This window comes from Pseudomonas sp. DW-iso3 (genome assembly GCF_058725305.1).
The window spans coordinates 658,437-685,096 of the sequence record NZ_JBZXDZ010000001.1; the positions used below are offsets into that span (position 1 = coordinate 658,437).

Sequence of the window (26,660 nt, forward strand, 5' to 3'; positions counted from 1 at the left end):
ATATCGAGTCGACCCCTTCGCGAGCAAGCCCGCTCCCACCTCTGACCGTGTTACCACTGGGGAAACGCGGCCAAGTGTGGGAGCGGGCTTGCTCGCGAAGAGGCCAGTGCAAACACTGAGTAATCAACCGCTGTACTCCGGCTTTTCAGCCAACCCTACCTTCAAAAAATCCACCAGCTTGCGAACTTTCGGCGACAAATGCCGCTGCTGCGGATACAACGCCCATACCGCCGTATTCGGCGGCTGATGCGCCTCCAGCAACGACACCAACGCGCCACTGTGCAGATGTTCCAGCACGTAATAGTCCGGCAGCTGACACAACCCCACGCCCTGCAACGCCGCATCCAACACAGCCTGCCCGCTGTTGCAGCGCCAGTTTCCCTGCACGCGCTGGGAAAATTCCCGCCCGTCCTGGGCCAGTTGCCAGATATCCGAGCTGCCGATCAGGCAGTTATGCCGGCTCAATTCCGACAAGCTATGCGGCCGACCGTACCGAGCGAGGTAGGACGGTGATGCACACAAGTACATGCGCCGAGGTGCGAGGCGGCTGGCAACCATGCGCGAATCCTGTAGACGCCCCAGGCGGATCGCCAGGTCGAGGCCCTCGTGTACCAGGTCCAGCTGGCGGTTGCTCAGCTCGATATCCACCCGCAACTGCGGATAGAGCCCCATGAACCGCGTGACCAGCGGCACGATAAAGCGCTCGCCGTAAGCCACGGCGCAGGTCATGCGCAACATGCCCTTGGGTTCGCTGGTGAGGTCGCCGACCGCGCGCAAGGCTTCCTCGCGACCGTCCTGCAGGCGCTGGCAATGTTGCAGGAAGGTCTGGCCCGCTTCAGTCAGGGTCACCTTGCGCGTACTGCGGTACAGCAAACGTGTTTGCAGGCGTTCTTCCAGGCGCGCCACCTGCCGGCTGATGTGAGACGACGACACTCCCAGTCGCTCTGCCGCGGCCGTGAATTGGCTGCATTCGGCCACGGCGACAAACTCATCGATACCTTCCCAGCGGTTCTCAAGCACGTCGATTGTCCCTGTACAGCAATAAAGTTTTGCTTTTGTCTGGATTATTCATCAGTCAGCCATGTTTTACACTCACCTTCTCAGTTTTCAACTCCCTGGAGAAACCCGGATGATCAAGTCCCGCGCCGCCGTAGCTTTCGAAGCCAAAAAGCCCCTTGAGATCGTCGAAGTGGATGTCGCCATGCCCAAGGCGGGTGAAGTGCTGTTGCGCGTGGTCGCATCCGGCGTGTGCCATACCGACGCGTATACCCTGTCGGGCGCCGACCCGGAAGGCATCTTCCCATCGATCCTCGGCCATGAAGGCGGTGCGGTGGTTGAAGCGATTGGCGAGGGCGTAACGTCGGTGGCCGTGGGCGATCACGTGATCCCGCTGTACACCCCGGAATGTGGCAAGTGCAAATTCTGCCTGTCGGGCAAGACCAACCTGTGCCAGGCCATTCGCTCCACGCAGGGCAAAGGCCTGATGCCGGACGGCACCACGCGTTTTTCCTACAAAGGCCAGCCAATTTTCCACTACATGGGCACCTCGACCTTCTCCGAGTACACCGTGCTGCCGGAAATTTCCGTGGCCAAGATTCCTAAAGAAGCGCCGCTGGAAAAAGTCTGCCTGCTCGGCTGCGGCGTCACCACCGGTATCGGCGCGGTGATCAACACCGCCAAGGTCAAGCCGGGCGACACCGTGGCGATCTTCGGCCTTGGCGGCATCGGCCTGTCGGCGGTGATCGGCGCGGTCAAGGCCAAGGCTGGCCGCATCATTGCTATCGACATCAACCCAGCCAAGTTCGAAATCGCCAAGCAACTGGGCGCCACCGACTGCATCAACCCGAAAGACTACGATCGCCCAATCCAGGACGTGATCGTCGACCTCACCGACGGCGGCGTGGACTTCTCCTTCGAATGCATCGGCAACGTGCAACTGATGCGCGCCGCCCTTGAGTGCTGCCATAAAGGCTGGGGCGAGTCGGTGATCATTGGCGTGGCCGGTGCAGGCCAGGAAATCGCCACCCGTCCCTTCCAGCTGGTGACCGGTCGCGTCTGGCGCGGTTCGGCATTCGGCGGCGTGCGCGGCCGCAGCGAACTGCCGAGCTACGTGGAAATGGCCCAGACCGGCGAGATCCCGCTGGACACCTTCATCACCCACACCATGGGCCTGGAAGACATCAACAAAGCGTTTGACCTGATGCATGAAGGCAAGAGCATTCGTACCGTCATCCACTTCTGAGGTCGGCCATGAGTCTGGAAAACCTGTCGTGCCAGAAAAGCTTCGGCGGCTGGCACAAACGCTACAAGCATCATTCCGATGTGCTCGGTTGCGACATGACGTTCGCCGTCTACCTGCCGCCGCAAGCGGAGCAGGGCAGCAAGTTGCCGGTGCTGTACTGGCTGTCCGGTCTCACCTGCACCGATGAGAACTTCATGCAGAAGGCCGGCGCCCAGCGCATGGCTGCCGAACTGGGGTTGATCATCGTTGCGCCGGACACCAGCCCGCGTGGGCCGGGTGTGCCGGGCGATCCGGATAATGCTTGGGATTTCGGCCTCGGTGCCGGCTTCTATCTGAATGCCACGCAGGAGCCGTGGGCCAAGCACTATCGGATGCATGACTACGTGGTGCAGGAATTGCCTGCATTGGTTGAAGCGCATTTTCCGGCTTCGGACAAACGCGGCATCAGCGGCCACTCCATGGGCGGCCACGGGGCGCTGGTGTGCGCATTGCGCAACCCAGGACGTTACCTGTCGGTGTCGGCCTTTTCGCCGATCAACAACCCGATGGATTGCCCGTGGGGTCAGAAAGCCTTCTCGCGTTATTTGGGCGAAGAGCGTTCGAAGTGGCGTGAGTGGGACGCCTGCGTGCTGATCAGCGAAGCCTCGGAAAAGCTGCCGCTGCTGGTGGACCAGGGCGATCGCGACGATTTTCTCGCCGTGCAACTCAAGCCTGAAGCCCTGCAGCAAGCGGCCAAGGCGGCCAACCATCCGCTGGAGCTGCGCCTGCAACCTGGCTATGACCACAGCTACTTCTTTATCGCCAGCTTCATCGAAGACCATTTGCGACACCATGGCCGCGCTTTGCTCGGTTAATGTGAGGCAAAAGTAGGTAGAATCACGCCCTGAATTAAATCGGGGCGTTTTTTTATGCGTATTGGCCACGGCTACGATGTGCACCGTTTCGCTGAAGGCGATTTCATCACCCTGGGCGGTGTGCGCATTGCACATCACCAGGGTTTGCTGGCTCATTCCGACGGCGACGTTGTGTTGCACGCCTTGAGCGATGCCTTGCTCGGTGCCGCGGCGTTGGGCGATATCGGCAAGCACTTTCCGGACACCGACCCGACCTTCAAGGGCGCGGATAGCCGCGTACTGCTGCGTCATGTGGTCGGCCTGATCCACGCCAAAGGCTGGAAGGTCGGCAACGTCGACAACACCATCGTGGCCCAGGCGCCGAAGATGGCCCCCCATATCGAGTCGATGCGCGCGCTGATTGCCGCCGACCTGCACATTGAACTGGACCAAGTGAACGTGAAAGCCACCACTACCGAAAAGCTCGGCTTCACCGGTCGTGAAGAGGGCATTGCCGTGCACTCTGTCGCCTTGTTGCTGCGCGCATGAATGACTTGCAACTATTGGGTCCACGGGCCTATGGCGAGGCCTTGGGCCGTGCGGTGCTGAAGGCAACGGCCGAAGACTTCCAGGTCGACGAGGTGCTGGATATCCCGCTGACCGGCGAGGGTGAACACCTGTGGTTGTGGGTGGAGAAGCGCGGGCTCAACACCGAGGAAGCTGCGCGGCGGATTGCCAAGGCGGCTGGCGTGCCGTTGCGCACCGTCAGCTATGCCGGGCTCAAGGACCGCCAGGCGTTGACCCGCCAATGGTTCAGCGTGCAGCTGCCCGGCAAGGCCGATCCGGACATGAGCGCGGCGGAGAATGACACGCTCAAGATCCTCAAGACCGCCCGCCACAAGCGCAAGCTGCAGCGCGGTGCACACTCAGCCAATGGTTTCACCTTGCGCCTGACCCAGTTGGCCGGTGATACCGCAGCCATCGACGCGCGGTTGCAACTGATTGCACAGCACGGCATTCCCAACTATTTCGGCGCCCAGCGTTTTGGCCACAACGGCGGCAACGTGGTGGACGCCCGTGAGTGGGCCGCGCGCAAGGCGTTGCCAGAGCAGCGCAACGTGCGTTCGCGGTTGCTCTCCACGGCGCGCAGCTTCCTGTTCAACAAAGTGTTGGCGGCGCGTGTGGCCGATGGATCTTGGCAGCGTGCCCAGGTCGGCGATTTGCTCGCCTTTACCGACAGCCGCAGTTTTTTCCCGGCGGGGGAGGCCGAATGCAGCGACCCACGCCTGGCGATCCTGGACCTGCACCCGACCGGGCCACAGTGGGGTGAGGGCGATTCGCCGGCCAGTGGTGCAACCTTTGAGCTTGAACAGGCCGTTGCCGCCGGTGAAGCCGACCTGCGCGATTGGCTGGTGAATGCCGGTATGAGCCAGGAACGTCGCATTCTGCGACTGCCCATTGGCGGTTTGACGTGGCATTATCCCTCGCTGGACATTCTGCAATTGGAATTCGTCCTGCCGGCCGGATGCTTCGCCACTGTCTTGGTGCGCGAGCTTGTGGATCTGGTGCCGGTGGGGCAGACGGACAACCCATGCGTATTCTGATATCAAACGATGACGGTGCCACCGCACCCGGTCTTGCCGCGCTCTATGCTGCGCTGGAAGATTACGCCGAGTGCGTGGTGGTTGCCCCCGACCAGGACAAGAGCGGCGCCAGCAGTTCGCTGACGCTCGACCGTCCGTTGCACCCGCACGTCCTGGCCAATGGCTTTATCAGCGTGAACGGCACCCCCACCGACTGCGTCCACCTGGCGATCAACAGCCTGCTGGATCAGGAGCCGGACCTGGTGGTGTCGGGTATCAACCTCGGTGCCAACCTGGGCGATGACGTGCTGTATTCCGGCACCGTGGCGGCGGCTCTCGAAGGCCGTTTCCTGGGGCGTACGGCGTTCGCCTTTTCGTTTGCTTCGCGCCAACTGGATAACTTGCCGACTGCTGCGTATTTTGCGCGCAAGCTGGTGCAAGCCCATGGCTCCTTGAACCTGCCTCCGCGCACCGTGCTCAACGTCAATATCCCCAACTTGCCCCTCGACCATATCCGCGGCATCCAGCTGACACGCCTGGGCCATCGTGCCCGTGCGGCGGCGCCGTTGAAGGTGGTCGACCCGCGTGGCAAGGAAGGTTATTGGATTGCTGCAGCGGGAGATGCCGAAGATGGCGGGGAAGGCACGGACTTTCATGCAGTGATGCAAGGCTATGTGTCGATTACTCCGTTGCAGTTCGATCGCACCTTCAGCGATGCCTTCAGTGGTCTCGATGGCTGGCTGGAGGGGCTGCGCTGATGGGCCGTGAACAAGACGACTTGCTGCGTCGGGGTATCGGGATGACCTCCCAGCGTACCCGCGAACGCTTGATCCAGCGCCTTTACGAAGAGGGCTTGTCCAACGCCCAGGTGCTGGAAGTGATCCGGCGCACGCCTCGGCACCTGTTTGTCGATGAAGCCCTGGCTCATCGTGCCTACGAAGACACGGCGCTGCCCATCGGCCACAACCAGACCATCTCCCAGCCTTACATGGTGGCGCGCATGAGCGAGCTATTGCTGGCGGCGGGTCCATTGGACAAGGTGCTGGAAATCGGCACCGGCTCCGGCTATCAGACCGCCGTGCTGGCACAACTGGTGGAGCGGGTGTTCTCGGTCGAGCGCATCAAGGTGCTGCAAGACCGTGCCAAGGAGCGTCTGGTGGAGTTGAACCTGCGCAACGTGGTGTTCCGCTGGGGTGATGGCTGGGAAGGCTGGCCGGCGCTGGCGCCGTACAACGGCATCATCGTGACCGCCGTGGCCACCGATGTGCCCCAGGCGTTGCTCGATCAACTCGCTCCGGGTGGGCGTCTGGTCATCCCGGTGGGCTCCGGTGAAGTGCAACAATTGATGCTCATTATCCGTGAGGAAGAAGGCTTTTCCCGGCACGTACTGGGCGCCGTGCGCTTCGTGCCGCTGCTCAATGGCCCGCTGGCCTGATCATTTGTTCGCAGGCAGTGAATTCTGTTGGCGTGGATGTGTCTTACGGCGGGGTCTATCGAGTCAACATGATCGGGCGCCGGCATTAAACACGATGAATGTTTCGTTTCAGTCGTATGCCGGTAAAAAGCCAATGCCCAGTTATACTTGCGTCATATTTCAAGCCTGATACAGGCGTTCATATTCAGCCACCACAAAGGGAGCGGCGGGTGAGTCTCACAGGTCTTGCGCAGCGTATGAGTAAAACAAGCTTTCATCGACTGGTGCTTGGCCTCGTCTTCAGTTCCGTGTTGGTCGGGTGCTCCAGCTCGCCAAGCAGCGGCGCACGGGTGGTTGACCGTAACAATGCGGTACCGCAAAAGCCGACGGTGACCACCGGGCAATACGTGGTGCGCAAGGGCGATACGATGTTCTCGATCGCCTTCCGTTATGGCTGGGATTACAAGGCGCTTGCAGCTCGTAACAATATTCCCGTGCCCTACACGATACATCCGGGTCAGACGATTCGTTTCGACGGCCGCACCGGTTCGACCCCTACGACAGTTGTGACAAACACCGGATCTTCGCCGTCGTCTTCGAGCAAAACCACCATTATCACTAGGCCTGCAGGTACCGCCAAACCGGCGTCTGCGGCCAAGCCGGCACCCGCGCCGTTGCCGCCTGCCGGGCCTGCGCCGACCGGTTGGGGATGGCCCTCGAACGGCGTGTTGATTGGAAAATTCTCTTCAAACGGTAGTTTGAATAAAGGCATTGATATCGCCGGGGATTTGGGACAGCCTGTTTTAGCTGCGTCTGATGGGACAGTGGTGTACGCCGGGAGTGGTTTACGGGGCTACGGCGAGCTGGTCATCATCAAACACAGTGATACCTACGTCAGTGCTTACGGCCACAACCGTAGGCTGTTGGTTCGGGAGGGGCAGCAGGTCAAGGTCGGACAGACAATTGCTGAAATGGGGTCAACTGGTACAGACCGGGTGAAACTGCACTTTGAGATTCGCCGCCAAGGGAAGCCTGTAGATCCTCTGCAATTCCTACCCCGTCGTTGATGTGTTGCACAGCCTGTTCCCTCACGTAGAAGGAACAGGCTCCAGCGTTGCCAAGGATAAAGGCGCCGCTTGAGCTTGAGGTCGAACTCACCAAAGGACTATAACAATGGCTCTCAGTAAAGAAGCGCCGGAGTTTGACATCGACGATGAGGTTCTCCTTATGGAGGCCGGTATCGATACGGAATCGATGTCGAATGAGGGACCAGCTGTACCTTCAGTTCGCACCAAATCCAAGAACTCCACCGCATTAAAGCAACACAAGTACATTGACTACACGCGGGCGCTCGATGCGACCCAGCTGTACCTCAATGAAATCGGTTTTTCCCCTCTGCTTACCCCCGAAGAAGAAGTCCATTTTGCGCGCTTGTCGCAAAAGGGCGATCCGGCTGGGCGCAAGCGCATGATTGAAAGCAACCTGCGCCTGGTGGTGAAAATCGCCCGACGCTATGTCAATCGTGGGCTGTCCCTGTTGGACTTGATCGAGGAAGGCAACCTGGGCTTGATCCGGGCAGTGGAGAAGTTCGACCCCGAGCGGGGCTTCCGCTTTTCAACCTATGCCACCTGGTGGATTCGCCAGACCATCGAACGGGCGATCATGAATCAGACCCGCACGATCCGGTTGCCGATCCATGTGGTCAAGGAGCTCAACGTCTACCTGCGGGCGGCACGTGAGCTTACCCAAAAACTCGATCATGAACCTTCGCCCGAAGAAATCGCCAACCTGCTGGAAAAACCGGTAGGGGAGGTCAAGCGCATGCTGGGTCTCAATGAGCGGGTGTCTTCGGTCGATGTCTCGCTGGGTCCGGATTCGGATAAAACCCTGCTGGACACCCTGACGGATGATCGTCCTACCGATCCTTGCGAGCTGTTGCAGGACGATGATCTTTCCCAAAGCATTGACCAGTGGCTGTCGGAACTCACGGACAAGCAGCGTGAGGTGGTGATTCGCCGCTTCGGCCTGCGCGGCCATGAGAGCAGCACCCTGGAAGACGTAGGCCTGGAGATCGGCCTGACCCGTGAGCGGGTGCGGCAGATCCAGGTGGAGGGGCTCAAGCGTCTGCGTGAGATCCTCGAGAAGAATGGCTTGTCGAGTGAGTCGTTGTTTCAATAGACGACGCAGGACGCAATGTGGGAGCGGGCTTGCTCGCGAAGGCGATGGATCAGTCAGTACATCTGTGACTGACGCACCGCATTCGCGAGCAAGCCCGCTCCCACATTTTTTTGTGCTCGGCCATTACATCGCAAGCAGCACCGAATGACAGGCATAAAAAAACCCCGCTTTTAAGGGCGGGGTCTTTTCGACTAAGTCAGTACAAGTTAGATAACTTGAACTTCTTCAGCTTGCATGCCTTTCTGACCGCGGGTAGCGATGAAAGAAACCTGTTGGCCTTCTTTCAGGCTTTTGAAGCCGTCGGATTGGATAGCTTTGAAGTGAACGAACAGGTCGTCACCGGATTGTGGAGTGATGAAGCCGAAGCCTTTTTCATCGTTGAACCACTTAACGGTACCAGTTTGGCGATTAGACATGGTGTATCTCCTTGGACAAAGTTAACTGCGACTCAGGAAAAGCCCTGGCCGAGACTGAGTGCAAAGAGCAGGAAAAATTCTTGGAGATGGTTGGATCGAAATTCAACATATCGTGTAGAGATTCTCAGTGACACAAGCAGCACAGTGGCGCCACCTTAACCCTTTTTCCGGGACGTGCCAATGATATTTCCGAAGGTTTCTCCAAATTCGTGACTGGCGGTGGTATTTCTGCTCACTGGCATGCCCATACATATCCCGGCCCCGCTAGCTGCGGCTTATGGCAGGCGGCGCATTCGTCAAGAAAAGGCCCGCGGCCTTTGAACCCCAACGCCGGCCCCGGTAAGATGCCCCACAGAATTTTTCCACCTCGCTATTCAGGACACACGCCATGAGCATCAAATCGGACAAGTGGATTCGCCGCATGGCGCAGGAACACGGCATGATCGAACCGTTCGTCGAGCGCCAGATCCGTGGCCAAGGCGATGCACCGGTGATTTCCTACGGCGTTTCCAGCTACGGCTACGATGTGCGCTGCGCCGATGAGTTCAAGGTGTTCACCAACATCAATTCAGCGATTGTCGATCCAAAGAACTTCGACGAAAAGAGCTTCGTCGACGTCAAGAGCGACGTGTGCATCATTCCGCCGAACTCCTTCGCCCTGGCGCGCACCGTGGAATTCTTCCGTATTCCCCGCGACGTGCTGACCATCTGCCTGGGTAAAAGCACTTATGCGCGTTGCGGCATCATCGTCAACGTGACTCCGCTTGAACCCGAGTGGGAGGGCCACGTGACCCTGGAATTCTCCAACACCACCACGCTGCCGGCGAAAATCTACGCCAACGAAGGCGTGGCACAGATGCTGTTCCTGCAGTCCGATGAAGCCTGTGAAGTGTCCTACAAAGACCGTGCAGGCAAGTATCAGGGCCAGCGCGGCGTCACCCTCCCACGCGCTTGATCGAAAGCTCCTACGCGCAAAGGGAATTAGTCTGCATAAAGTGACTCTATCTAGGTGTACTGCCTCGGCACGTGTAAAACGCGCCGAGCCACGCTTGAGGAGTACCTTATGAAGATCGACCCGCGAATCAGCGCAGAACTTGCCCGGCTTGAACCCAATCAGATTGGCGTTCTGGCCTGGTCCCTGATGGCCGATCCTGCTTATGCGGGCGGCATCCCCGGCCAACCCGAGCCGGATTACCCACAACCTACCGAACCTGGTGAGCCGACATTGCCGGACGAGCCACCACCCGCACCGGTTGCGTGATCCCTAGCCCACTGGCCTGACGTCATGATCGCCAATCACATAGATTTGGCGGTCATTGTCCTGTTCCACCCCATGCCCGCCGGTAAATGCGCCGAACGCCGGCAGCAGGCTGACTCGGACGCCGATCACAAAACACGGCAAACGTAAGCTCTGCCGACCCTTGCCGCGTAATCGATACACCGGATGCACATGCCCCGCCAGCACGTGGTGGCTGGGATGGGCGTCAGGCTCGTGCTGCAGGGCAAAAGGGCCCATCAGCAGCGGCTCTGTGACCACGTTTATGTTCAGGTCCTCGGGCGGGTCGCCTGCGCGTTTATCGTGATTGCCGCGAATCAAGGTCATGGGCAGGTCAGGATTGAGGGCTCGCCAGCTTCTCAATGCGCCCAGCGTGCCGCTGGCGTGCGAGCCCGGGCCGTGCAGGAAGTCGCCAAGAAAGATCACCTGCGTGCAGGGCAGCGCCGAGAGCAACCGATCCAGGCGCTGCAAGTTCTCCGTGGTGGTCCCTTGCGGCACCGGTTGTCCCAGGCTGCGATACGCCGAGGCCTTACCGAAATGTGCATCGGCGATCATCAGGCATTGGCGCGCTGGCCAGTAGACAGCCTTGTCCGCCAGCAGCCACAGCTCCTCACCCTCTAGCTTCACCGTGCACAGCATCAGCGTTTCCCGTTGTCCGCGACTTTTTCCAGGTCCTTGACCATCCGTGCGATGCGCTCCGAGAGTTTTTCCGAACTCATGCTTTCGCGCATCCGTTCAACCAGCAATGGGAAGGCCAGGGGCGTGGGCCGCTGGATCCGATGCAACTCCAGTTTCAGCGCGCAAAGATGACGTAACGTTTGTTCCAGTCGACGAATGTCCAGCTCATCGCGCAGGACTTCTTCGCCGGCCTGGGTCAGCAACAGGTTTTGCGGGTCATATTGCTTGAACACCTCAAAGAACAACCCACTGGACGCCTGCACCTGCCGGGTACTTTTGGGGGCGCCCGGATACCCGGCAAACACCAGCCCGGCGATCCGTGCGATCTCGCGAAAACGACGCAGGGCCAGTTCCCCGGCATTCAGGCTGGCCACCACGTCTTCCAGCAAATGTTCAGGGCTCAGTAGTGCTTCATTCAGCAATGCCGGCCAATTCACTTCAGTGGCACTCAACAGCTCCAGTCCATAATCATTGACTGCAATCGAGAAGGTGACGGCCTGCCCCTGGCTCACACGCCACGCCAACAGGCTCGCCAGCCCCAAATGCACCTGGCGTCCGGCAAAGGGATAGAGAAACAGGTGCCAGCCTTCCCGTGACTTCAGCGCTTCGGCCAGCAGGTGTTCGCGCGTCGGCAAGCCGGACCAGCGCACCTGCGTCTGCAACAAAGGGCGTACCGCCTGCATCTCCGGCCCCTCGAAGTGCCCCTGAGCCGCTGCATCAAAGCGCTCTACAACCGCTTGCGCCAGCTCGTTGGAAAGCGGCATGCGCCCGCCATTCCAGCGTGGAACGGCAGCTTTTTTAGCGTTGCTGCGGCGCACATAGGCCGTCATGTTTTCTACCCTCACCAGCTCAAGCAGGCGGCCGGCGAACAGGAAGCCATCTCCCGGCTTCAGCCGGGCAATAAACCCTTCCTCGACACTGCCAAGGTTCTTGCCACCTCCGCCTTTGCTCCAGAATTTCAGATGGATGCTCGCATCACTGACGATCGTGCCCACGCTCATTCGGTGACGCCGTGCCAGCCGGGCATCCGGGACACGCCAGATGCCGTGCTCGTCTGGTTCCACGCGGCGGTAATCCGGATAGGCGGTCAACGACAGCCCACCATGACGCACAAAACCCAGGGCCCAGGCCCAGTCTTCATCCGTCAGGTCGTGGTAGGCCCAGGCACCCCGCACTTCCACCAATAAGTCGTCGGGCTTGTAGCCGCCGCCCAATGCCATGCTGACCAAGTGCTGTACGAGTACATCCAAAGGCTTGTAAGGCGATTCCCGTGCTTCGATACGCCGTTGCGCAATCGCATCTTGAGCGGCGGCAGCTTCCACCAGCTCCAGGCTGTGGGTCGGCACCAGCGTCACCCGCGACGGCCGTCCTGGTGCATGCCCCGAGCGACCGGCGCGTTGCATCAAACGCGCCACGCCTTTGGCCGAGCCGATCTGCAGCACGCGTTCCACCGGCAGGAAGTCCACCCCCAGGTCCAGGCTCGAGGTGCACACCACTGCCTTGAGCTGGCCGTCTTTCAAGGCCCGCTCCACCCAGTCACGGGTCTCTCGGGACAGCGAGCCATGGTGCAGCGCAATCACCCCGGCCCAATCGGGGCGTGCGTCCAGCAACGCCTGAAACCAGATCTCCGACTGCGCCCGTGTATTGGTAAACACCAGGCAACTGCTGCTGGCGTCCACTTCAGCCACTACCTGGGGCAACATCTTCAAACCGATATGCCCGGCCCACGGAAAGCGTTCAGTCACGGGTGGCAACAACGTATCGATGATCAACTGTTTAGCCGTTTGCCCCTGCACATTGATCCCGTCACCTTGTGGGACCAAGACTTCCAGCGCGTGAGCTTGATTACCCAAGGTCGCCGAAATCCCCCATACCATCAAATCAGGGTGCCAGCGCCGCAGTCGCGCCAGTGCCAATTGCAGTTGCACACCGCGTTTATTGCCAATCAGCTCATGCCATTCATCCACCACCACCATGCGCAGGTGCGCAAGGCTCACTTCGCTGTCGGCGCGGGCGAGCATCAGCGTCAGGCTTTCCGGGGTGGTGACCAGTACGGTGGGCTGGCGCCGGGTCTGGCGTGCGCGCTCGCTGCTGCTGGTGTCGCCAGTGCGCAGGCCGACACTCCAGGGAATCTGTAACGCCTCAAGCGGGGCTTCAAGGGCGCGGGCGGTGTCGGCGGCCAGCGCACGCATGGGCGTGATCCACAACACCGTCAGCGGCTCAGCGGGCGGTTTGCGTTTAGCGGTAACAGGCGGGCGAGCGATGGCGAAGCGATTGAGGGCGGCGAACCACAGCGCATAGGTTTTACCCGCACCGGTGCTGGCGTGCAGCAACCCCGATTGACCGCTCTTGACCGCCGCCCATACCTCTTTCTGAAAGGCAAACGGCTTCCAGCCTTTGGCGGCGAACCAGCGTTTGGCGAAATCGGTGGCTTTTGCCATGGGGCTGCTGACACTCTGGAAGGCCTATTCCACAGACCCTCCAGAGCGACCAAAGGTTTACTTCAAATTGCCACTCAAGAACTGCTGCAAGCGCTCGCTCTTCGGATTGCCCAGCACCTCTTCCGGCGGACCTTGCTCTTCCACCAGCCCCTGGTGCAGGAACAACACCTGGCTGGACACTTTGCGTGCAAAGCTCATTTCGTGAGTGACCATGATCATGGTGCGGCCTTCCTCGGCCAACCCCTGGATCACCTTCAACACTTCACCCACCAACTCCGGGTCGAGGGCTGAGGTGGGCTCGTCGAACAGCATCACTTCCGGTTCCATGGCCAAGGCGCGGGCGATGGCGACGCGCTGTTGCTGGCCGCCGGAGAGGAACGCCGGGTATTGATCAGCCACGCGTGCGGGCAGGCCCACCTTGTCCAAGTAACGACGCGCGCGGTCTTCGGCGTCCTTCTTGCTGCACCCCAGCACCCGGCGCGGGGCCATGGTGATGTTCTCCAGCACGCTCATATGGCTCCACAGGTTGAAGTGCTGGAACACCATGGCCAGGCGCGTACGCAGGCGCTGTAATTCGGCGTCATCAGCCACGCGCATGCCGTGTCTGTCGCTGACCATGCGGATCGGCTGGCCGTCGAGGGTCATGGCGCCGTCGTTGGGGGTTTCCAGGAAGTTGATGCAGCGCAAAAAGGTGCTCTTGCCCGAGCCGCTGGCGCCGATCAGGCTGATCACGTCACCGGTCTTGGCCTTAAGCGAAACACCTTTGAGCACCTCATTGTCGCCATAGCTTTTATGCAGGCCTTCAACGGTCAATTTGTACATGGGGCGTGCATCCTCAAGGCGAAAGTAGATAGCCGCTGCGGTAGGCCTCGGTGCCTGCGACATGGGCGATGACCATCCCGGCAGTGGCCATGCGGCGCAGCGAACGGGCGTAGAGCAGGCCGGCATTGCGGCAATGCACGGGCGTTACGCGGTCGGAAAGGGGGTCGATGATTTCAGCGATCAGTTGTCCGGCTTCCAGGTATTCACCCGGCAGGGCGCAAAATACCAGCAGGCCGCCCACAGGCGTTGCCACGGGTTCAACACCCGCCAGCGGTGTGGCCGGGTAAGGCAGGTCGGGCAGCGGTGCAACGTCACCGGCGATGGCGCCGAAGTGGATCAGGTAATCGATGATCGCCTGGCAGTCGAGGGCGGCCAGGCCGTGGTTGACGTCACCTTGGCCACGCAGTTCGACGGTGACCGAAAAACTGCCCATGGGGATCGGGAAGCGCTCACCGAAGCGTTGCTGCAACTGCCACCACACCAGGGTGAAACACTCATCGAAGGACTGCCCGCCGGAGTCGGTCGCCAGCAGATTGGCCTGCGAACCGATGTAACGCGCCAACGGCTCCACCTGCGGCCAGGCCTCGGGCGTGGTGTACAAGTGCGCCACGGCTTCGAAGTCGCAATGCAGGTCCAGCACCATATCGGCATTGCACGCCAGGCGTTGCAAGACCAGGCGATGGGAGTGCAATTGGGTCTCAGCGCTTTGCGCGGCGAGGGCGGTAGACAGTGCCGCGCGGATCAACTCGACGTTGTGCTGGGGATCGTCCCCAAGCAGGTCCTCGACTTGATTACCCACCGCTTCACTGAGGTCGACAAACAGACGATTGAAGTTCTGTCCGCTTTCCAGCTCGTAGCGGCCCAGGGGAATATCCATCAGCACCTGTTCCAGGCCCGCGGGGTTGGCAATGGGCACCAGCACAATCTCGCTGCGCAGGCGACCGGCCGCCGCCAGTTCAGCCAGTCGCACCTTGAGGTGCCAAGCCACCAGCATGCCCGGCAGCTCGTCGGCATGCAGTGACGACTGAATGTAGATTTTGCCCGCGGCCTGATCCGGGCCGAAGTGAAAACTGTGAATCTGCCGCGCCGTTCCTGGCACCGGCGCGATCAGTTCATGGACTTGATGTCGCATGAAAGCTCCTGAACATAAAAAACGGCTTAATGGCTCGGCCCGAGGAAGGCCAGCCAGCGACGCTCCGCCAACCGGAACAGACCGACCAGGGCAAAGGTCACGGTCAGGTAGATCAGCGCAGCGATACCGAAGGATTGAAAGGTCATGAAGGTGGCCGAGTTGGCATCCCGCGCCACTTTGAGGATGTCTGGAATCGTCGCGGTGAAGGCCACCGTGGTCGAGTGCAGCATCAGGATCACTTCATTACTGTAGTACGGCAGCGAGCGACGCAACGCCGACGGCATGATCACGTAGGCGTAGAGCTTCCACCCGCTCAAGCCGTAGGCCTTGGCCGCTTCGACCTCACCATGGGCCATGCTGCGGATCGCCCCGGCGAAAATCTCCGTGGTGTAGGCGCAGGTGTTGAGGGCGAAGGCCAGGATGGTGCAGTTCATCGCGTCGCGGAAGAACGCATCCAGCAACGGCTGTTCGCGCACGGCGGCAATGCTGTAGATGCCGGTGTAGCAGATCAGCAGTTGGATGTAGAGCGGCGTGCCCCGGAACAGGTAGGTGTAGAACTGTACTGGCCAACGCACCAGGCGCTTGCGCGACACGCGGGCGATGGACAACGGGATCGACACCAGGAAGCCAATGACCAAGGCGGTGGTGAGCAACCACATGGTCATGGCGAGGCCGGTGATGTGCTGGCCGTCGCTATAAAGGAAGGGGCGCCAGTATTCCTGCAAGAGTTCGATCATCGCACGGCCTCCCGGGCGCCAGCGGAGTAGCGACGTTCAAGGCGGCGCAAGACGAAGTTGGACGCGCTGGTGATCAACAGGTAGATCAATGCCGCGAGTACCAGGAAGTAAAACAGCTGATAGGTGCTCTTGCCGGCATCCTGGGCGGCCTTGACCAGGTCGGCCAGGCCGATGATCGACACCAGGGCCGTGGCCTTGAGCATCACCATCCAGTTATTGCCGATACCCGGCAGGGCAAAGCGCATCATCTGCGGGAAGGTCACGTAGCGAAACCGCTGGCCGCGCTTGAGCCCATAGGCCGTGGCGGCTTCCAGCTGACCACGCGGCACCGCGAGGATCGCGCCGCGGAAAGTCTCGGTGAAGTACGCACCGTAGATAAACCCGAGCGTGATCACCCCGGCGCTGAAGGGGTCGATCTCGATGTATTCCCATTCCATGAAGTCGGTGAGGCCGGTCAGCCAAGTTTGCAGGCTGTAGAAAATCAGCAGCATCAGCACCAGGTCGGGCACACCGCGGATCAGCGTGGTGTAGAGCTGGGCGGGAATGCGCAGGAAGGGCAGGCTGGACAGTTTGGCGCTGGCGCCGAGCAGGCCCAGCAACACGCTGACGGCCAGGGACAGCACCGACAACTTGATAGTCATCCAGGTGCCTTGCAGCAACAGCGGGCCGAAACCCTTCAGGCTGAGCGCGCTCAGGCCGAGGGTTTGCAACAGTTCTTCGAACATAAATCGGGACCTATGGCGATAAAAAAGCGCCCCTCCAGGGGAGGGGCGCTCCAGGCATTACTTGCCGCTGTACAGGTTCAGATCGCCAAAGTGTTTCTTCTGAATGGTGGCGTAGGTGCCATCATCGTGTAACGCTTTGATACCTTTATCCAAAAGCGCCTTCAGTTCAGTGTTACCTTTTTTGATACCGATCGCGGTTTTCGACGGCAGCAGCGGGTCGTCAATCGCCGTGCTGACTTCATAACCGGCACCGGCCGGCGACTTCAGGAAGCCCAGCTCGGCTTGCAGCATGTCCTGCACAGAAGCGTCGAGACGGCCGGAGGTCAGGTCGGCATACACCTGGTCCTGGTTGGCGTAGGCCTTGGTGGTCACGCCGGCTTTATCCAGTACGGCCTTGGCATAGGCTTCCTGGATGGTGCCTTGCTCGTAGCCCACAGACTTGCCCTTGAGGGACTCAGGCGTCGAGTAGCCTGCGCCTTTCTTGAACACCAACGAAGTAGGGCCGGAGAACAGTTCGCTGGAGAAGTCGATGGCCTTCTCGCGCACTGGGGTCACGGTCATGGACGAAATCACGCCATCGAATTTGTTGGCTTTCAGGCCTGGAATCATGCCGTCGAAGTCACTTTCTACCCACTTGCACTTCACTTTCAGCTCGGCGCAGATCGCATTGCCCAGGTCGATATCGAAGCCTACCAGGCTGCCGTCGGCGGCCTTGGACTCGAACGGTGCGTAGGACGGATCGACACCAAAACGCAATTCCTTGTATTCCTTGGCCAGCGCGGAACCGGCGGCCATGCACAGGGCCAGTGCAGAAAGGGTCAGCAATGCTTTTTTCATTATGTAATCCCTGGAAACCAAGATAAGCGCTTGTGGCGCGTTTAGGACTGTTACTGAACGGTGTCAGACGGATCACAAGTAGCAATTTCTGCACCATAGTTCCGAATGAGCGTTTTAAAAGGTGAGACAAGGAAGAAGTGAGTGTAGGAGATGCCCGAAAATGGGCGCACAAAAAACACTGCACCAAGTTGGGTCTGGCACACCTCAAGAATGTGGGAGCTGGTATTTGTTGCCAAACAATCAGGTCAGAAGGTTTTGCAGGGTGGCAAGGTTGTCAGCCTCTTCCACGGATTTGTCCTGCCGCCAGCGCAACATCCGCGGAAACCGCACCGCAATCCCACTTTTGTGTCGCTTGGACAGGGCAATGCCCTCGAACCCCAGTTCAAACACCATGCTCGGCGTCACGCTGCTGACCGGGCCGAATTTTTCCACCGTGGTCTTGCGCACAATGGCGTCAACCTTGCGCATTTCTTCGTCGGTCAGGCCGGAGTAGGCCTTGGCAAACGGCACCAGGGTGCGTTCGCTGCCGGGCGGTCCGTCCCACACGGCGAAGGTGTAGTCGCTGTAGAGGCTGGCGCGCCGACCATGACCGCGCTGGGCATAGATCAACACCGCGTCGACGCTGAACGGGTCGACCTTCCACTTCCACCACACGCCCATGTCCTTGGTGCGGCCGACGCCGTAGAGGCCATCCCGCGCCTTGAGCATCATGCCTTCCACGCCGAGGCTGCGGGAGGCTTCGCGTTGTTTGGCCAGCGCTTCCCAGGTCGCGCCGGTCAACAGCGCAGACGCCACTAGTACGGGCTGATTGCACTGGGCAATCACCCGCTCAAGCTGCGTGCGACGCTCAGCCTGGGTGTGGTTGCGCCAATCGTCGCCCTGGTGTTCCAGCAGGTCGTAGGCCAGTACCGCAACCGGAGCATCTTCCAGCACTTTTTTGCTCAGGGTCTTGCGGCCAATTCGCTGTTGCAGCAGCGCGAAGGGTTGCACCGTGTCTTTCCATACCACGATTTCACCGTCGATCACCGTGCCATCGGGCAAGCCGCTCACCAAGCTGTGCAGTTCTGGGAAACGCTCGGTTACCAATTCTTCGCCACGGGACCAGATCCACAGGCGGCCCTCGCGTTTCACCAGCTGCGCGCGGATGCCATCCCACTTCCATTCCACTTGCCAATCGGCGGGGGAGCCCAGCAAATCGTGGAATTGCTCCACCGGTTGTGACAAACCATGGGCGAGAAAAAACGGATAAGGCTGTCCGCCCCGTTGTGCATGTTCGTCGGGCGATTCGGCGGCGATCAACTTGAGGTAGCCTTGGGCCGTAGGACGGTTGGATAAGTCGGTGTAGCCCACCAACCGTTGCGCCACGCGCTTACTGTCCAGATCGGCCATCGCGGCGAGTGCGCGGGTGACCAGCAGTTTGGACACGCCAACGCGAAAGCTGCCGGTGATCAACTTGATGCACACCATCAGGCTGGGCTGATCCAGTTGTGACCATAACGCCGGTAGACGTTCGGCCAATTCCAATGGCGGCAGACCACGCAGGGGCAGGAGTTTTTCCTCCAGCCACACTGCCAAGCCGTCCTCCGAGGTGTAGGTAGATTCCGGCAGCAGCAGGGAAATGGTCTCCGCCAGGTCGCCCACCGACTGGTAGCTTTCTTCGAACAACCACGGCTCGATGCCGGACGCTTCGGTGGCCATATCGCGCAACAGGCGCGTCGGCACCAGTTGCCGAGGTCGCCCGCCGGACAGGAAATACACCGCCCAGGCGGCATCCTCCGGTGCGGCATCCTGGAAGTAGGCTTGCAGCGCGGCAAGCTTGGCGTTGCTGGAGGTCGTGGCGTCTAGGTTGGCGTACAACTCGGCAAAGGCCTTCATGCGCTGGCCTCTTCTTCGTCATCACCGTATTCAGTCGTGAAGCCCTGGGCATCCAGGCCTTTTTCCCGCAGATGGCGCACCAGAACGCCGACAGACCCGTGAGTGACCATCACCCGCTCGGCGCCGGTTTGCTCGATGGCCCACAGCAGGCCAGGCCAGTCGGCGTGGTCCGATAGCACAAACCCCCGGTCCACGCCGCGCCTGCGTCGGGTGCCGCGCAGGCGCATCCAGCCGCTGGCGAAAGCGTCGCTGTAGTCGCCGAAGCGCTTGATCCAACTGCTGCCGCCGGCGGAAGGCGGCGCGATGATCAAGGCCTGGCGCAGCAGCGGGTCGGTTTTCTTGAAGTCACCGGCGTATAGGGTTTCAGGGATATAGATGCCGGCCTCGCGGTACACCCGATTCAATGGTTCGACCGCGCCATGGCTGAGGATCGGGCCGATGCTGGCGTCGATGCCATGCAGGATGCGCTGAGCCTTGCCGAAGGAGTAACAGAACAACACGCTGGCTTTGCCGGCTGCGATATTCGCCTGCCACCAGGCGTTGATCCCGGCAAAAATCTGCGCCTGGGGCTGCCAGCGATAGATCGGCAGGCCAAAGGTGGATTCGGTGATAAAGGTGTGGCAGCGCACCGGCTCGAAGGGCGCGCAGGTGCCGTCGGGTTCGACCTTGTAGTCGCCGGACGCGACCCAGACTTCACCCCTGTATTCCAGGCGCACCTGGGCCGAACCCAATACATGCCCGGCGGGGTGAAAACTCAGGGTGACGCCGTGGTGGAGCAATTGTTCGCCGTAGGCCAGGGTCTGCAGGTTGATGTCCTGTCCCAGCCGCGAACGCAGGATGCCTTCGCCAGGGGCGGCGGCCAGGTAGTGCTGGTTCCCGGTGCGGGCATGGTCGCCATGGGCGTGGGTGATGACCGAGCGTTCCACCGGGCGCCAGGGGTCAATGTAGAAATCTCCGGCGGGGCAGTAGAGGCCTTCGGGGCGGGCGATGACAAGGTCCATGGGCGTGCCGGGGGCGATGGGCTTATCAGGTAGGAGGCGGTTGGCAGAGGAGAAGTTCGATTAACTATTTGCAGTGATCGGGCTTGCTCACCACAGCAAGCCACTCCCACATGTTGATCCGGTTATTTACCGGGCGTCAGGGTCAACCTGGCTTTCCCATATACCTTCTCGAAGTTCTGCGGCTGCATCGGGAAGCTCAGGTATTGGGCCTTGAGCGACGGGTCGATGCCATTGGCATAGTTAGGGCTGGCCGGGTTGCCGGACTGGCCGATGCCAGCCTGGCCCATCATCGGTTCCACTTGGCCGAAGTCGACGATCATGCGCAGGGCCGACACTTGGGTGGTGGTGAAGTCCTGGCCCCAGCTGTAAGGCGCAGGGTTCAGGGTGTTGTGGTCGCCACCGGAGGCCAGCGGGCCGCGGATCGCCTGGCCGTTGGTGTTTTTCCAGGTGGTGGTGTGCAGTTTGCCCCACTGCCAGGCCTTGTGATCGGCGCCCAACTGGCTATCCCCCGCGCTGATCGCGGCGGCCAGGCTGCGGGCGAGGATCGCCGGTTTGTCTTCTTTTTGCGGGGTACGCACGTCATCCCAGAACGGGCTGTCTTCGCGGCCCAGCAAGTGGTCGGCCTGGGCGGCGTAGGACAGGCTGGCATTGCTGACAAACGCCTTCCAGCTGGCGCTGTTTTCCGGGCCGAGTTCGTCAAGGAAGATCTGCTTGGCGCTTTCTTGCAGGAACAGTTCATAAATCGCCGCGTCGGCGGAGGTGGACGCCAGGCGACCGTCAAAGGCCATCAGACGCCCCAGCGCTTCCCGTGCCTTGGTCTGTTCGGGCGCCGGCAGTGCGTCGATCGCCTGTTTCAGCGGCTGGGCCATGCCTGGCGCCTGGAACATTGTCTTGAGCTTGGCGGCGAAGGTGGTGGTCTGGTCGTACTGCATGGCGATCATGCTGCGGCTGTCATGCTTGCCGGCATTGGCCAGTTGCGCCAGGCGCTCACTGCGCTCCGGTGCATCCCAGGAGTTGGACAACTGCATACCATAACCGCGCGGTGCGGTGCGTTGGTTGGCGGTGCCGATCCAGCCTTGGGCCGGGTCCTGGTCATAGGGGTGCAGCATCGCGTCGGCGTAGCCATCCCAGTCAAACCGCGTGTCCCAGCCAGGCGACGGCAGCAGGCCTTCGCCTTCGCGACGGTTGGGGAAGCGCCCGGTGACTTGCCAACCAATGTTGCTGGCGTCGGCGAAGATCATGTTCAGGGCAATGGCGCGAATCTCGCGCGTTGCGTCCGAGGCCTTGCCGGCGTTTTGTGCACGGGACAGGTCGAAGAACGCGTCCAGGCTCTTGTCATCCTTGAGTTCGGCGGTTTGCAGCGCCAGACCCAAACCGGTGGTCAGCGCCTGGCTGCTGTTGAGCAGGGCGCCGTGGCGGGTTTCGTACACCACTTCACGAATCGAGCGTTGGCCTTTGACGAAGAAGGTTTCGTTACGCACACCAGCGGGTAGCCATTTTCCGTTGTTCTCGTAATACAACGCGCTGCCCTGGCGTTTGACCTTTTCCAGGAACAGGTCCTGAGTGTCGCCCTTGACCGTGCTCATGCTCCACGCGACTTTGCCGTTGAAGCCGGACAGCAGTGTCGGCAGGCCGGCAATCGAGGCGCCCACGGCCTGGTACTTCGGCGCGCGGATCTGCACGTAGCTCCACGGAGACGGTGCTTGCGGCTGGGCGGCGAGGTCGCCTGCCAACAGGCTTTTACCGCTGCGGCTGCGTTGCGGGCCAATGGCCCAGTTGCTCGATGTGGTCACTGCCAGCGAGTTGAGGCTGCTCAGTTGCTGGCCGACCGCGTCCAGGCCGGCGAGGCCGGTAATCTGGCTGAAATTCACGCCCTTGAGTTTCTCGGCCTCGGCCACCGGGATCGCTTCATCCGGCGCACTTGGGGTGAGCCAGGCGAGTTTGTCGACGCCGACTTTCTGTGCCAGCACCAAGGATGCGATTTCCTCCTGCAGGTTGACCGATTCACTGAAGTTCAGCAGGCAGAACAGCAGCGCCGAATCTTCCGGCTTCCAGTACTCGGGCTTGTACCCGGTCTGGGCCAGGTCTGGCGGTAGCTTGTCGCGGTAGCGGAACAGGTAGGCATTGACGCCACGGGCATACACTTCGAAGAAGCGCTTGAGGCGCGGGCTCGATGCGTTATACAGCTCGCCCGCGCTTTTCTTCAGGTTGACCGCGCGCATGAATCGATCGACATCCAGCACCTCGGGCCCGGACATTTCCGCCAGGCGGCCCTGAGCCAACAGGCGCAGGGTGACCATCTGTGTGATGCGATCACTGGCGTGCACATAACCGAGGCTGAACAGTGCGTCATGGAACGTGTTGCTTTCGATCAGCGGCATGCCTTGAGCATTGCGGCGCACGGAAACATTCTGTGCCAGGCCTTTGAGCGGCTGCACGCCGGCGACCGGGGGCAGGGTGTCCTGGGTGCTCTGGAGCTGGCAACCGGCCAGGCTTAACGCACTGGCCACTGCCGCGGCAACGCCGAACCGGGGAAGAAAATGTGAGAGGGCTGGCGAGGCCATGGCAAAGCTCCTGCGGGGGGTAGCGTCAGTAAAGGCGCTACGTTAGTGAGCGCGGCGAAACGACGCAAGCAGGAGCTATGCCTTATTTTCAGGAAATGCGTATCAAGACTTGGGCGGGTTCACTTTCTGCACCAGCTCATACGCGCGGACCGTCGCCGGCCGCTCCTTGATCCTGTTGAACCAGCGGTGCAGGTGTGGGAAATCTTCCAGGCGTTGGCTCTGCCACTTGTGGGAAACAATCCACGGGTAGATCGCCATGTCAGCAATGCTGTAGGCCTCACCCGCCACGAACGCGCGGTCTGCCAGACGCCGATCCAGCACACCGTAAAGGCGAGCGGTCTCGTCCACATAACGCTTGATCGCATACGGAATTTTTTCCGGTGCGAACTGGCTGAAGTGATGATTCTGACCGGCCATCGGCCCCAGGCCGCCCATTTGCCAGAACAACCACTGCAGTGTTTCCTGGCGACCGCGTAGGTCTTTTGGAATGAACTGGCCGGTTTTTTCCGCGAGGTACAGCAGGATCGCGCCGGATTCAAACAGTGAAATCGGCGCGCCACCGTCGGTCGGGTTCTGATCGACGATGGCCGGAATGCGGTTGTTGGGAGCGATCTTGAGGAAGTCAGGCTTGAACTGGTCGCCCTGGCCGATGTTGATCGGGTGCACCTTGTAGGGCAGGCCGGCTTCTTCCAGGAACAGCGATACTTTGTGACCGTTAGGGGTAGTCCAGTAATACAGGTCGATCATGAAGCTCTCCAAAAGTGGTGATGCTTGAGCGAATGCCTGTAGGTATAGGTAATGTTGGGTGTGCGAAGTTTCAATGAAACATTTGCGCATACCCATAGAAGCAAATTAAAAGGCGCCGTCCACCAACACCTGCACCGTCTGCTGCGAACAGCGCTCGATGCGTGCCCGCACGCGATACACCTCGGCAAACAGCAGTGGGTTGAGCACGTCGTCCGCTGCACCGCTGGCATACAAACGTCCCTGGCGCAGCACGGCAATATGGTCGGCGAAGCGCGCGGCGAGGTTGATGTCGTGCAGCACCACCACGGCAATCAGGTTGTGTTCGCGCACCAAATCGCGCACGCAATCCATGACTTTCAGTTGGTAATTGAGGTCGAGGGCGCTGGTGGGTTCGTCCAGCAGCATCACCTGAGGGCGACGGGCGATGAGTTGGGCGAGGCTGACCAGTTGGCGTTGGCCGCCGGATAGGGTGCTCAGCAACTGATCGGCCAAATGCGCGATGCCAATGCGCTGCAAGGCGTCGAAGGCTTCACGCAGGCAGGCGTCGCTGGACAACGGGATGCCCTCGACATTCGCCACGCGCAGGGCGGCGATCACACTTTCCATCACGCTGAGGCTCAGTCCCGGTGGCAAGTTTTGCGGCATGTAGGTCACACGCCGCGCGCGCTCGGCGACGGACATGGCCGACAGGTCGAGGTCACCCAATCGCACAACGCCTTGCATCTTTTCCAGCCCGGCCACGGCACGTAGCAGGGTGGATTTACCCGCGCCGTTGGGGCCGATCAGAGCGGTGAGGCTGCCGTGGGGCAGGGTGGGCAGGCTCAGGTCGTGCACGATCTGGCGGCGCCCGTAACTTACCTGGGCATTGTGTACGCTCAACCCTTCGCTCATAACTGCCTCCCCCGCTTGAACACCAACACCACGAAAATCGGCACGCCCACCAACGCGGTGACGATGCCCACCGGCACGATCACGCCGGGCATGATCAGCTTGCTGGCAATCGACGACAGCGCCAGCAGCAACGCGCCGGTCAAGGCGCTGGCCGGCAGCAGGAAGCGTTGATCTTCGCCCACCAGAATCCGCGCGATATGCGGACCCACCAGGCCGATAAAACCGATGGTGCCCACAAAGGCCACGGCGGTGGCCGACAGCAGACTGATGCGCAGCAGTGAGAAAAACCGCAGGCGCTTCACGTCCACGCCAAAGCTTTGCGCACGGTCCTCGCCCATGCGCAACAGGGTCAGGCGCGGTGCGGCGGCAAAGGAAAACGGCAGTACTACCGCGACCACCAGCGCCAGGATGCCGAGCTTGTCCCAGTTGGCCCGGGTCACACTGCCCAACGTCCAGAACACCAACTGTTGCAACACATCTTCGGTGGCCACCAGTTGCAGCAGCGCCACCACCGCGTTGCAACTAAACACCAGGGCGATGCCGAACAGCACCAGGCTTTCCACCCCGGCGCCGCGCAAACGCGACATGGCTTGCAGCAAAAATACCGACGCCGCCGCGAAGATAAATGCCGAGATGGAAATCGCCGTATTGGCCGAGACCCACAGTGTCGTCACCGGAAACACAATCACCAGGGACGCGCCCAAGGCCGCCGCCGACGACACGCCCAAGGTGAACGGGCTGGCCAGCGGGTTGTTCAGGATCGCCTGCATTTCGGCCCCGGCCAGCGACAGCGCGCAGCCCACCAGCACTGCCATGAGTGCATAGGGCAGGCGCACGTTCCAGATGATCACCTGGTCGGTGACGCTGAGGTGGGACGGGTGCAGGATTCCGTCCAGCAAGGCCAGCAGGCCCATGCCCGAGGGGCCGCTGGCAAGGTCCACGAGGATGGCGCACACCAGCGCCGTACCGAGCAGGCCAAGCAGCCAGGCGCGCCGCGCCAGCAGACGGCGATAGCCATGGGTGGCGCTGGCGAGGTCGAGGGTTTGAGTGGTCATTGAACTCACACAATCTTGAAAGCGAAGAGGATCCAAATGTGGGAGCTGGCAAGCCTGCTCCCACACTGACTGCATTCCAATAGGGCGATCAACGTTACTTGGGCTTGCTGTCGATCCAATAGGCACCCTGCAACGGCATCCCCAGGAATTGCGCGTTGATCTGGTCCATGGTCGCCTGCGGATCCAGCTGGGCGAACAGCTCCGGGTGCACCCATTTGGCCAACGATTCAATCGCCAGCAGGTTGTACGGCGAGTTGTAGAAGTCATGCCACAGGCCGTGGGCATTGCCCTCACGGATTGCACGAAGATTGGCGAATTCGGGACGCGCCAATACCCGGTCCAGCGCCTCGTGGGCTTCATCTGCGCCGACACCCGCGCCCAAGATCAAGCCGGGCTTGCGGTTGCCGGTGGCTATATACACATCCGGGTCGGCCTTGAGCGCGTACTCGACGCTGATATCGCCCAGCGCACCCGGCACCACGCCAGCGGCGATATTGCGCCCGCCAACCAGTGCGATCAGTTCGCCCATGCCACTCTTGCCGGTGGTATGCCCCGGCGCTTGCCAAACGCCGGCCAGCAGTTCGAGGAACACACTCGGGCGCGGCCCCGCCGGCAAGGTGGCGACCGCATCGGTGATCACCTTGATGTGCTGGTCATAGAAACCCAGGAACGCCTTGGCCTGGGCTTCACGCCCCAATGCCTGGCCCAGCGCGGTCATGCTGGTGTGAGTGCCCTGCACCGGGTTGATGCGGAAGTCGACGAACACCACCGGAATGCCCGCCTGGGCCAGCACATCGGCGACCGGACTGTGTTCGGTGGGGCCGTGACCGGAAATGCTGAACACTGCCAGGTCAGGTTTCAGCGAGAGGATTTCCTCGGCGCTGACACTTTGTTCCGACGCTTGCCCGATCAGCGGGATGTCTTTCACTGTCGGAAATTTCGCCACGTAGGCGTTGTAGGTGTGTTGGTCGAGCAAGCGCAAATCGTTCTGCCAGCCGACGATGCGCTGGAAGGGCGCGTCCTTGTCCAGCAACGCAAACGCCGAAATCAGCCGGCCTTCACCCAGGACAACGCGCTTTACGTTGTCAGCCACTTCGACCTTGCGGCCCAGCACATCGGTGACTTCATGGGCGGCAGCGGTTTCAGCATGGCCCAGGACCAGCGCGGCAAACAGCACGCCGAGCGTGACCACATTACGGGGTTTCAACATGGC

General features: G+C 60.8%; 26 protein-coding genes. 10 read left to right on the top strand and 16 right to left on the bottom strand.

Going from position 1 to position 26,660, the window contains the following annotated elements; all coding sequences use genetic code 11:
• Nucleotides 1–123: 123 nt before the first annotated feature.
• Entirely contained in the window at nt 124–1,020 is an 897-nt protein-coding gene (locus AC4PS7_RS03045) for a LysR substrate-binding domain-containing protein (RefSeq protein ID WP_010212436.1), read from the bottom strand.
• Nucleotides 1,021–1,129: 109 nt separating this feature from the next.
• Between AC4PS7_RS03045 and AC4PS7_RS03050 the strand changes: the two genes are divergently transcribed.
• The 8 genes from AC4PS7_RS03050 (at nt 1,130) to rpoS (ending at nt 8,250) form a co-directional block, all read left to right on the top strand.
• The gene (locus AC4PS7_RS03050; RefSeq protein WP_010212435.1) at nt 1,130–2,242 is read left to right on the top strand and encodes an S-(hydroxymethyl)glutathione dehydrogenase/class III alcohol dehydrogenase; all 1,113 of its coding nucleotides are present in this window, start codon (nt 1,130–1,132) and stop codon (nt 2,240–2,242) included.
• Nucleotides 2,243–2,250: 8 nt separating this feature from the next.
• The gene (fghA, locus tag AC4PS7_RS03055; protein ID WP_010212433.1) at nt 2,251–3,096 is read left to right on the top strand and encodes an S-formylglutathione hydrolase; all 846 of its coding nucleotides are present in this window, start codon (nt 2,251–2,253) and stop codon (nt 3,094–3,096) included.
• Between the two features lie 54 nt (nt 3,097–3,150).
• Nucleotides 3,151–3,624 (top strand): 2-C-methyl-D-erythritol 2,4-cyclodiphosphate synthase, encoded by a 474-nt coding sequence (ispF, locus tag AC4PS7_RS03060; protein WP_010212431.1) that lies wholly within the window; start codon nt 3,151–3,153, stop codon nt 3,622–3,624.
• Nucleotides 3,621–4,679, top strand: a complete 1,059-nt coding sequence (gene truD / locus AC4PS7_RS03065) for a tRNA pseudouridine(13) synthase TruD (protein ID WP_042570669.1) — start codon at nt 3,621–3,623, stop codon at nt 4,677–4,679. Before ispF ends, truD begins: the two co-directional genes overlap by 4 nt.
• On the top strand, nt 4,667–5,416 hold the full coding sequence (gene surE, locus AC4PS7_RS03070; protein ID WP_021492421.1) for a 5'/3'-nucleotidase SurE: 750 nt from the start codon (nt 4,667–4,669) through the stop codon (nt 5,414–5,416). The genes truD and surE overlap by 13 nt, the downstream gene beginning before the upstream one ends.
• Before the next feature lie 41 nt (nt 5,417–5,457).
• Nucleotides 5,458–6,093, top strand: a complete 636-nt coding sequence (locus tag AC4PS7_RS03075) for a protein-L-isoaspartate(D-aspartate) O-methyltransferase (protein WP_010212427.1) — start codon at nt 5,458–5,460, stop codon at nt 6,091–6,093.
• 209 nt (nt 6,094–6,302) lie between these two features.
• Nucleotides 6,303–7,139: a peptidoglycan DD-metalloendopeptidase family protein gene (locus AC4PS7_RS03080; protein ID WP_021492420.1), complete on the top strand. Its 837-nt coding sequence runs from the start codon at nt 6,303–6,305 to the stop codon at nt 7,137–7,139.
• Nucleotides 7,140–7,245: 106 nt separating this feature from the next.
• Nucleotides 7,246–8,250 (top strand): RNA polymerase sigma factor RpoS, encoded by a 1,005-nt coding sequence (rpoS, locus tag AC4PS7_RS03085; protein WP_010212423.1) that lies wholly within the window; start codon nt 7,246–7,248, stop codon nt 8,248–8,250.
• 206 nt (nt 8,251–8,456) lie between these two features.
• Here rpoS and AC4PS7_RS03090 read toward each other — a convergent pair whose 3' ends face one another.
• Nucleotides 8,457–8,666 carry a cold-shock protein gene (locus AC4PS7_RS03090; RefSeq protein WP_002554837.1) on the bottom strand — a complete coding sequence of 70 codons (210 nt, stop codon included), beginning with the start codon at nt 8,664–8,666 and terminating at the stop codon, nt 8,457–8,459.
• Between the two features lie 388 nt (nt 8,667–9,054).
• Here AC4PS7_RS03090 and dcd point away from each other — a divergent pair, with 388 nt between their 5' ends.
• Together dcd and AC4PS7_RS03100 are read left to right on the top strand one after the other, a co-directional pair.
• A complete protein-coding gene (gene dcd / locus AC4PS7_RS03095) occupies nt 9,055–9,621 on the top strand; it encodes a dCTP deaminase (RefSeq protein WP_010212421.1) in 567 nt (188 codons plus the stop codon).
• A 108-nt stretch (nt 9,622–9,729) separates the two neighbouring features.
• Nucleotides 9,730–9,927, top strand: coding sequence for a hypothetical protein (locus AC4PS7_RS03100; RefSeq protein WP_010212420.1), 198 nt, complete (start codon nt 9,730–9,732; stop codon nt 9,925–9,927).
• Nucleotides 9,928–9,930: 3 nt separating this feature from the next.
• On the opposite strand, the gene pdeM is transcribed toward AC4PS7_RS03100, so the two are convergent.
• The 14 genes from pdeM to AC4PS7_RS03170 all read right to left on the bottom strand — a co-directional run bounded on the left by pdeM (nt 9,931) and on the right by AC4PS7_RS03170 (nt 26,657).
• Entirely contained in the window at nt 9,931–10,581 is a 651-nt protein-coding gene (gene pdeM, locus AC4PS7_RS03105) for a ligase-associated DNA damage response endonuclease PdeM (protein WP_256454767.1), read from the bottom strand.
• Complete coding sequence (locus AC4PS7_RS03110; RefSeq protein ID WP_010212417.1) at nt 10,581–13,061, bottom strand: ligase-associated DNA damage response DEXH box helicase; 2,481 nt, start codon at nt 13,059–13,061, stop codon at nt 10,581–10,583. Before AC4PS7_RS03110 ends, pdeM begins: the two co-directional genes overlap by 1 nt.
• A gap of 57 nt (nt 13,062–13,118) precedes the next feature.
• Nucleotides 13,119–13,883: an ABC transporter ATP-binding protein gene (locus tag AC4PS7_RS03115; protein WP_010212416.1), complete on the bottom strand. Its 765-nt coding sequence runs from the start codon at nt 13,881–13,883 to the stop codon at nt 13,119–13,121.
• A 13-nt stretch (nt 13,884–13,896) separates the two neighbouring features.
• Entirely contained in the window at nt 13,897–15,015 is a 1,119-nt protein-coding gene (locus tag AC4PS7_RS03120) for a succinylglutamate desuccinylase/aspartoacylase family protein (protein ID WP_198581457.1), read from the bottom strand.
• Between the two features lie 26 nt (nt 15,016–15,041).
• Nucleotides 15,042–15,752 (bottom strand): ABC transporter permease, encoded by a 711-nt coding sequence (locus AC4PS7_RS03125; RefSeq protein ID WP_044286733.1) that lies wholly within the window; start codon nt 15,750–15,752, stop codon nt 15,042–15,044.
• Nucleotides 15,749–16,477: an ABC transporter permease gene (locus AC4PS7_RS03130; protein ID WP_010212412.1), complete on the bottom strand. Its 729-nt coding sequence runs from the start codon at nt 16,475–16,477 to the stop codon at nt 15,749–15,751. Before AC4PS7_RS03130 ends, AC4PS7_RS03125 begins: the two co-directional genes overlap by 4 nt.
• Before the next feature lie 57 nt (nt 16,478–16,534).
• Nucleotides 16,535–17,314, bottom strand: a complete 780-nt coding sequence (locus AC4PS7_RS03135; protein ID WP_045791249.1) for a transporter substrate-binding domain-containing protein — start codon at nt 17,312–17,314, stop codon at nt 16,535–16,537.
• 240 nt (nt 17,315–17,554) lie between these two features.
• The gene (locus tag AC4PS7_RS03140; protein WP_010212409.1) at nt 17,555–19,189 is read right to left on the bottom strand and encodes an ATP-dependent DNA ligase; all 1,635 of its coding nucleotides are present in this window, start codon (nt 19,187–19,189) and stop codon (nt 17,555–17,557) included.
• Nucleotides 19,186–20,190, bottom strand: coding sequence for a ligase-associated DNA damage response exonuclease (locus AC4PS7_RS03145; protein WP_010212407.1), 1,005 nt, complete (start codon nt 20,188–20,190; stop codon nt 19,186–19,188). Before AC4PS7_RS03145 ends, AC4PS7_RS03140 begins: the two co-directional genes overlap by 4 nt.
• A 122-nt stretch (nt 20,191–20,312) precedes the next feature.
• Nucleotides 20,313–22,754: a penicillin acylase family protein gene (locus tag AC4PS7_RS03150; RefSeq protein ID WP_044286734.1), complete on the bottom strand. Its 2,442-nt coding sequence runs from the start codon at nt 22,752–22,754 to the stop codon at nt 20,313–20,315.
• A 102-nt stretch (nt 22,755–22,856) separates the two neighbouring features.
• Nucleotides 22,857–23,501, bottom strand: a complete 645-nt coding sequence (locus AC4PS7_RS03155) for a glutathione binding-like protein (protein WP_010212403.1) — start codon at nt 23,499–23,501, stop codon at nt 22,857–22,859.
• A gap of 105 nt (nt 23,502–23,606) precedes the next feature.
• Complete coding sequence (locus tag AC4PS7_RS03160; RefSeq protein ID WP_198581459.1) at nt 23,607–24,392, bottom strand: ABC transporter ATP-binding protein; 786 nt, start codon at nt 24,390–24,392, stop codon at nt 23,607–23,609.
• Entirely contained in the window at nt 24,389–25,447 is a 1,059-nt protein-coding gene (locus tag AC4PS7_RS03165) for a FecCD family ABC transporter permease (protein WP_198581460.1), read from the bottom strand. Before AC4PS7_RS03165 ends, AC4PS7_RS03160 begins: the two co-directional genes overlap by 4 nt.
• A gap of 94 nt (nt 25,448–25,541) precedes the next feature.
• Nucleotides 25,542–26,657, bottom strand: a complete 1,116-nt coding sequence (locus AC4PS7_RS03170; protein WP_492179053.1) for an ABC transporter substrate-binding protein — start codon at nt 26,655–26,657, stop codon at nt 25,542–25,544.
• Nucleotides 26,658–26,660: the final 3 nt, after the last annotated feature.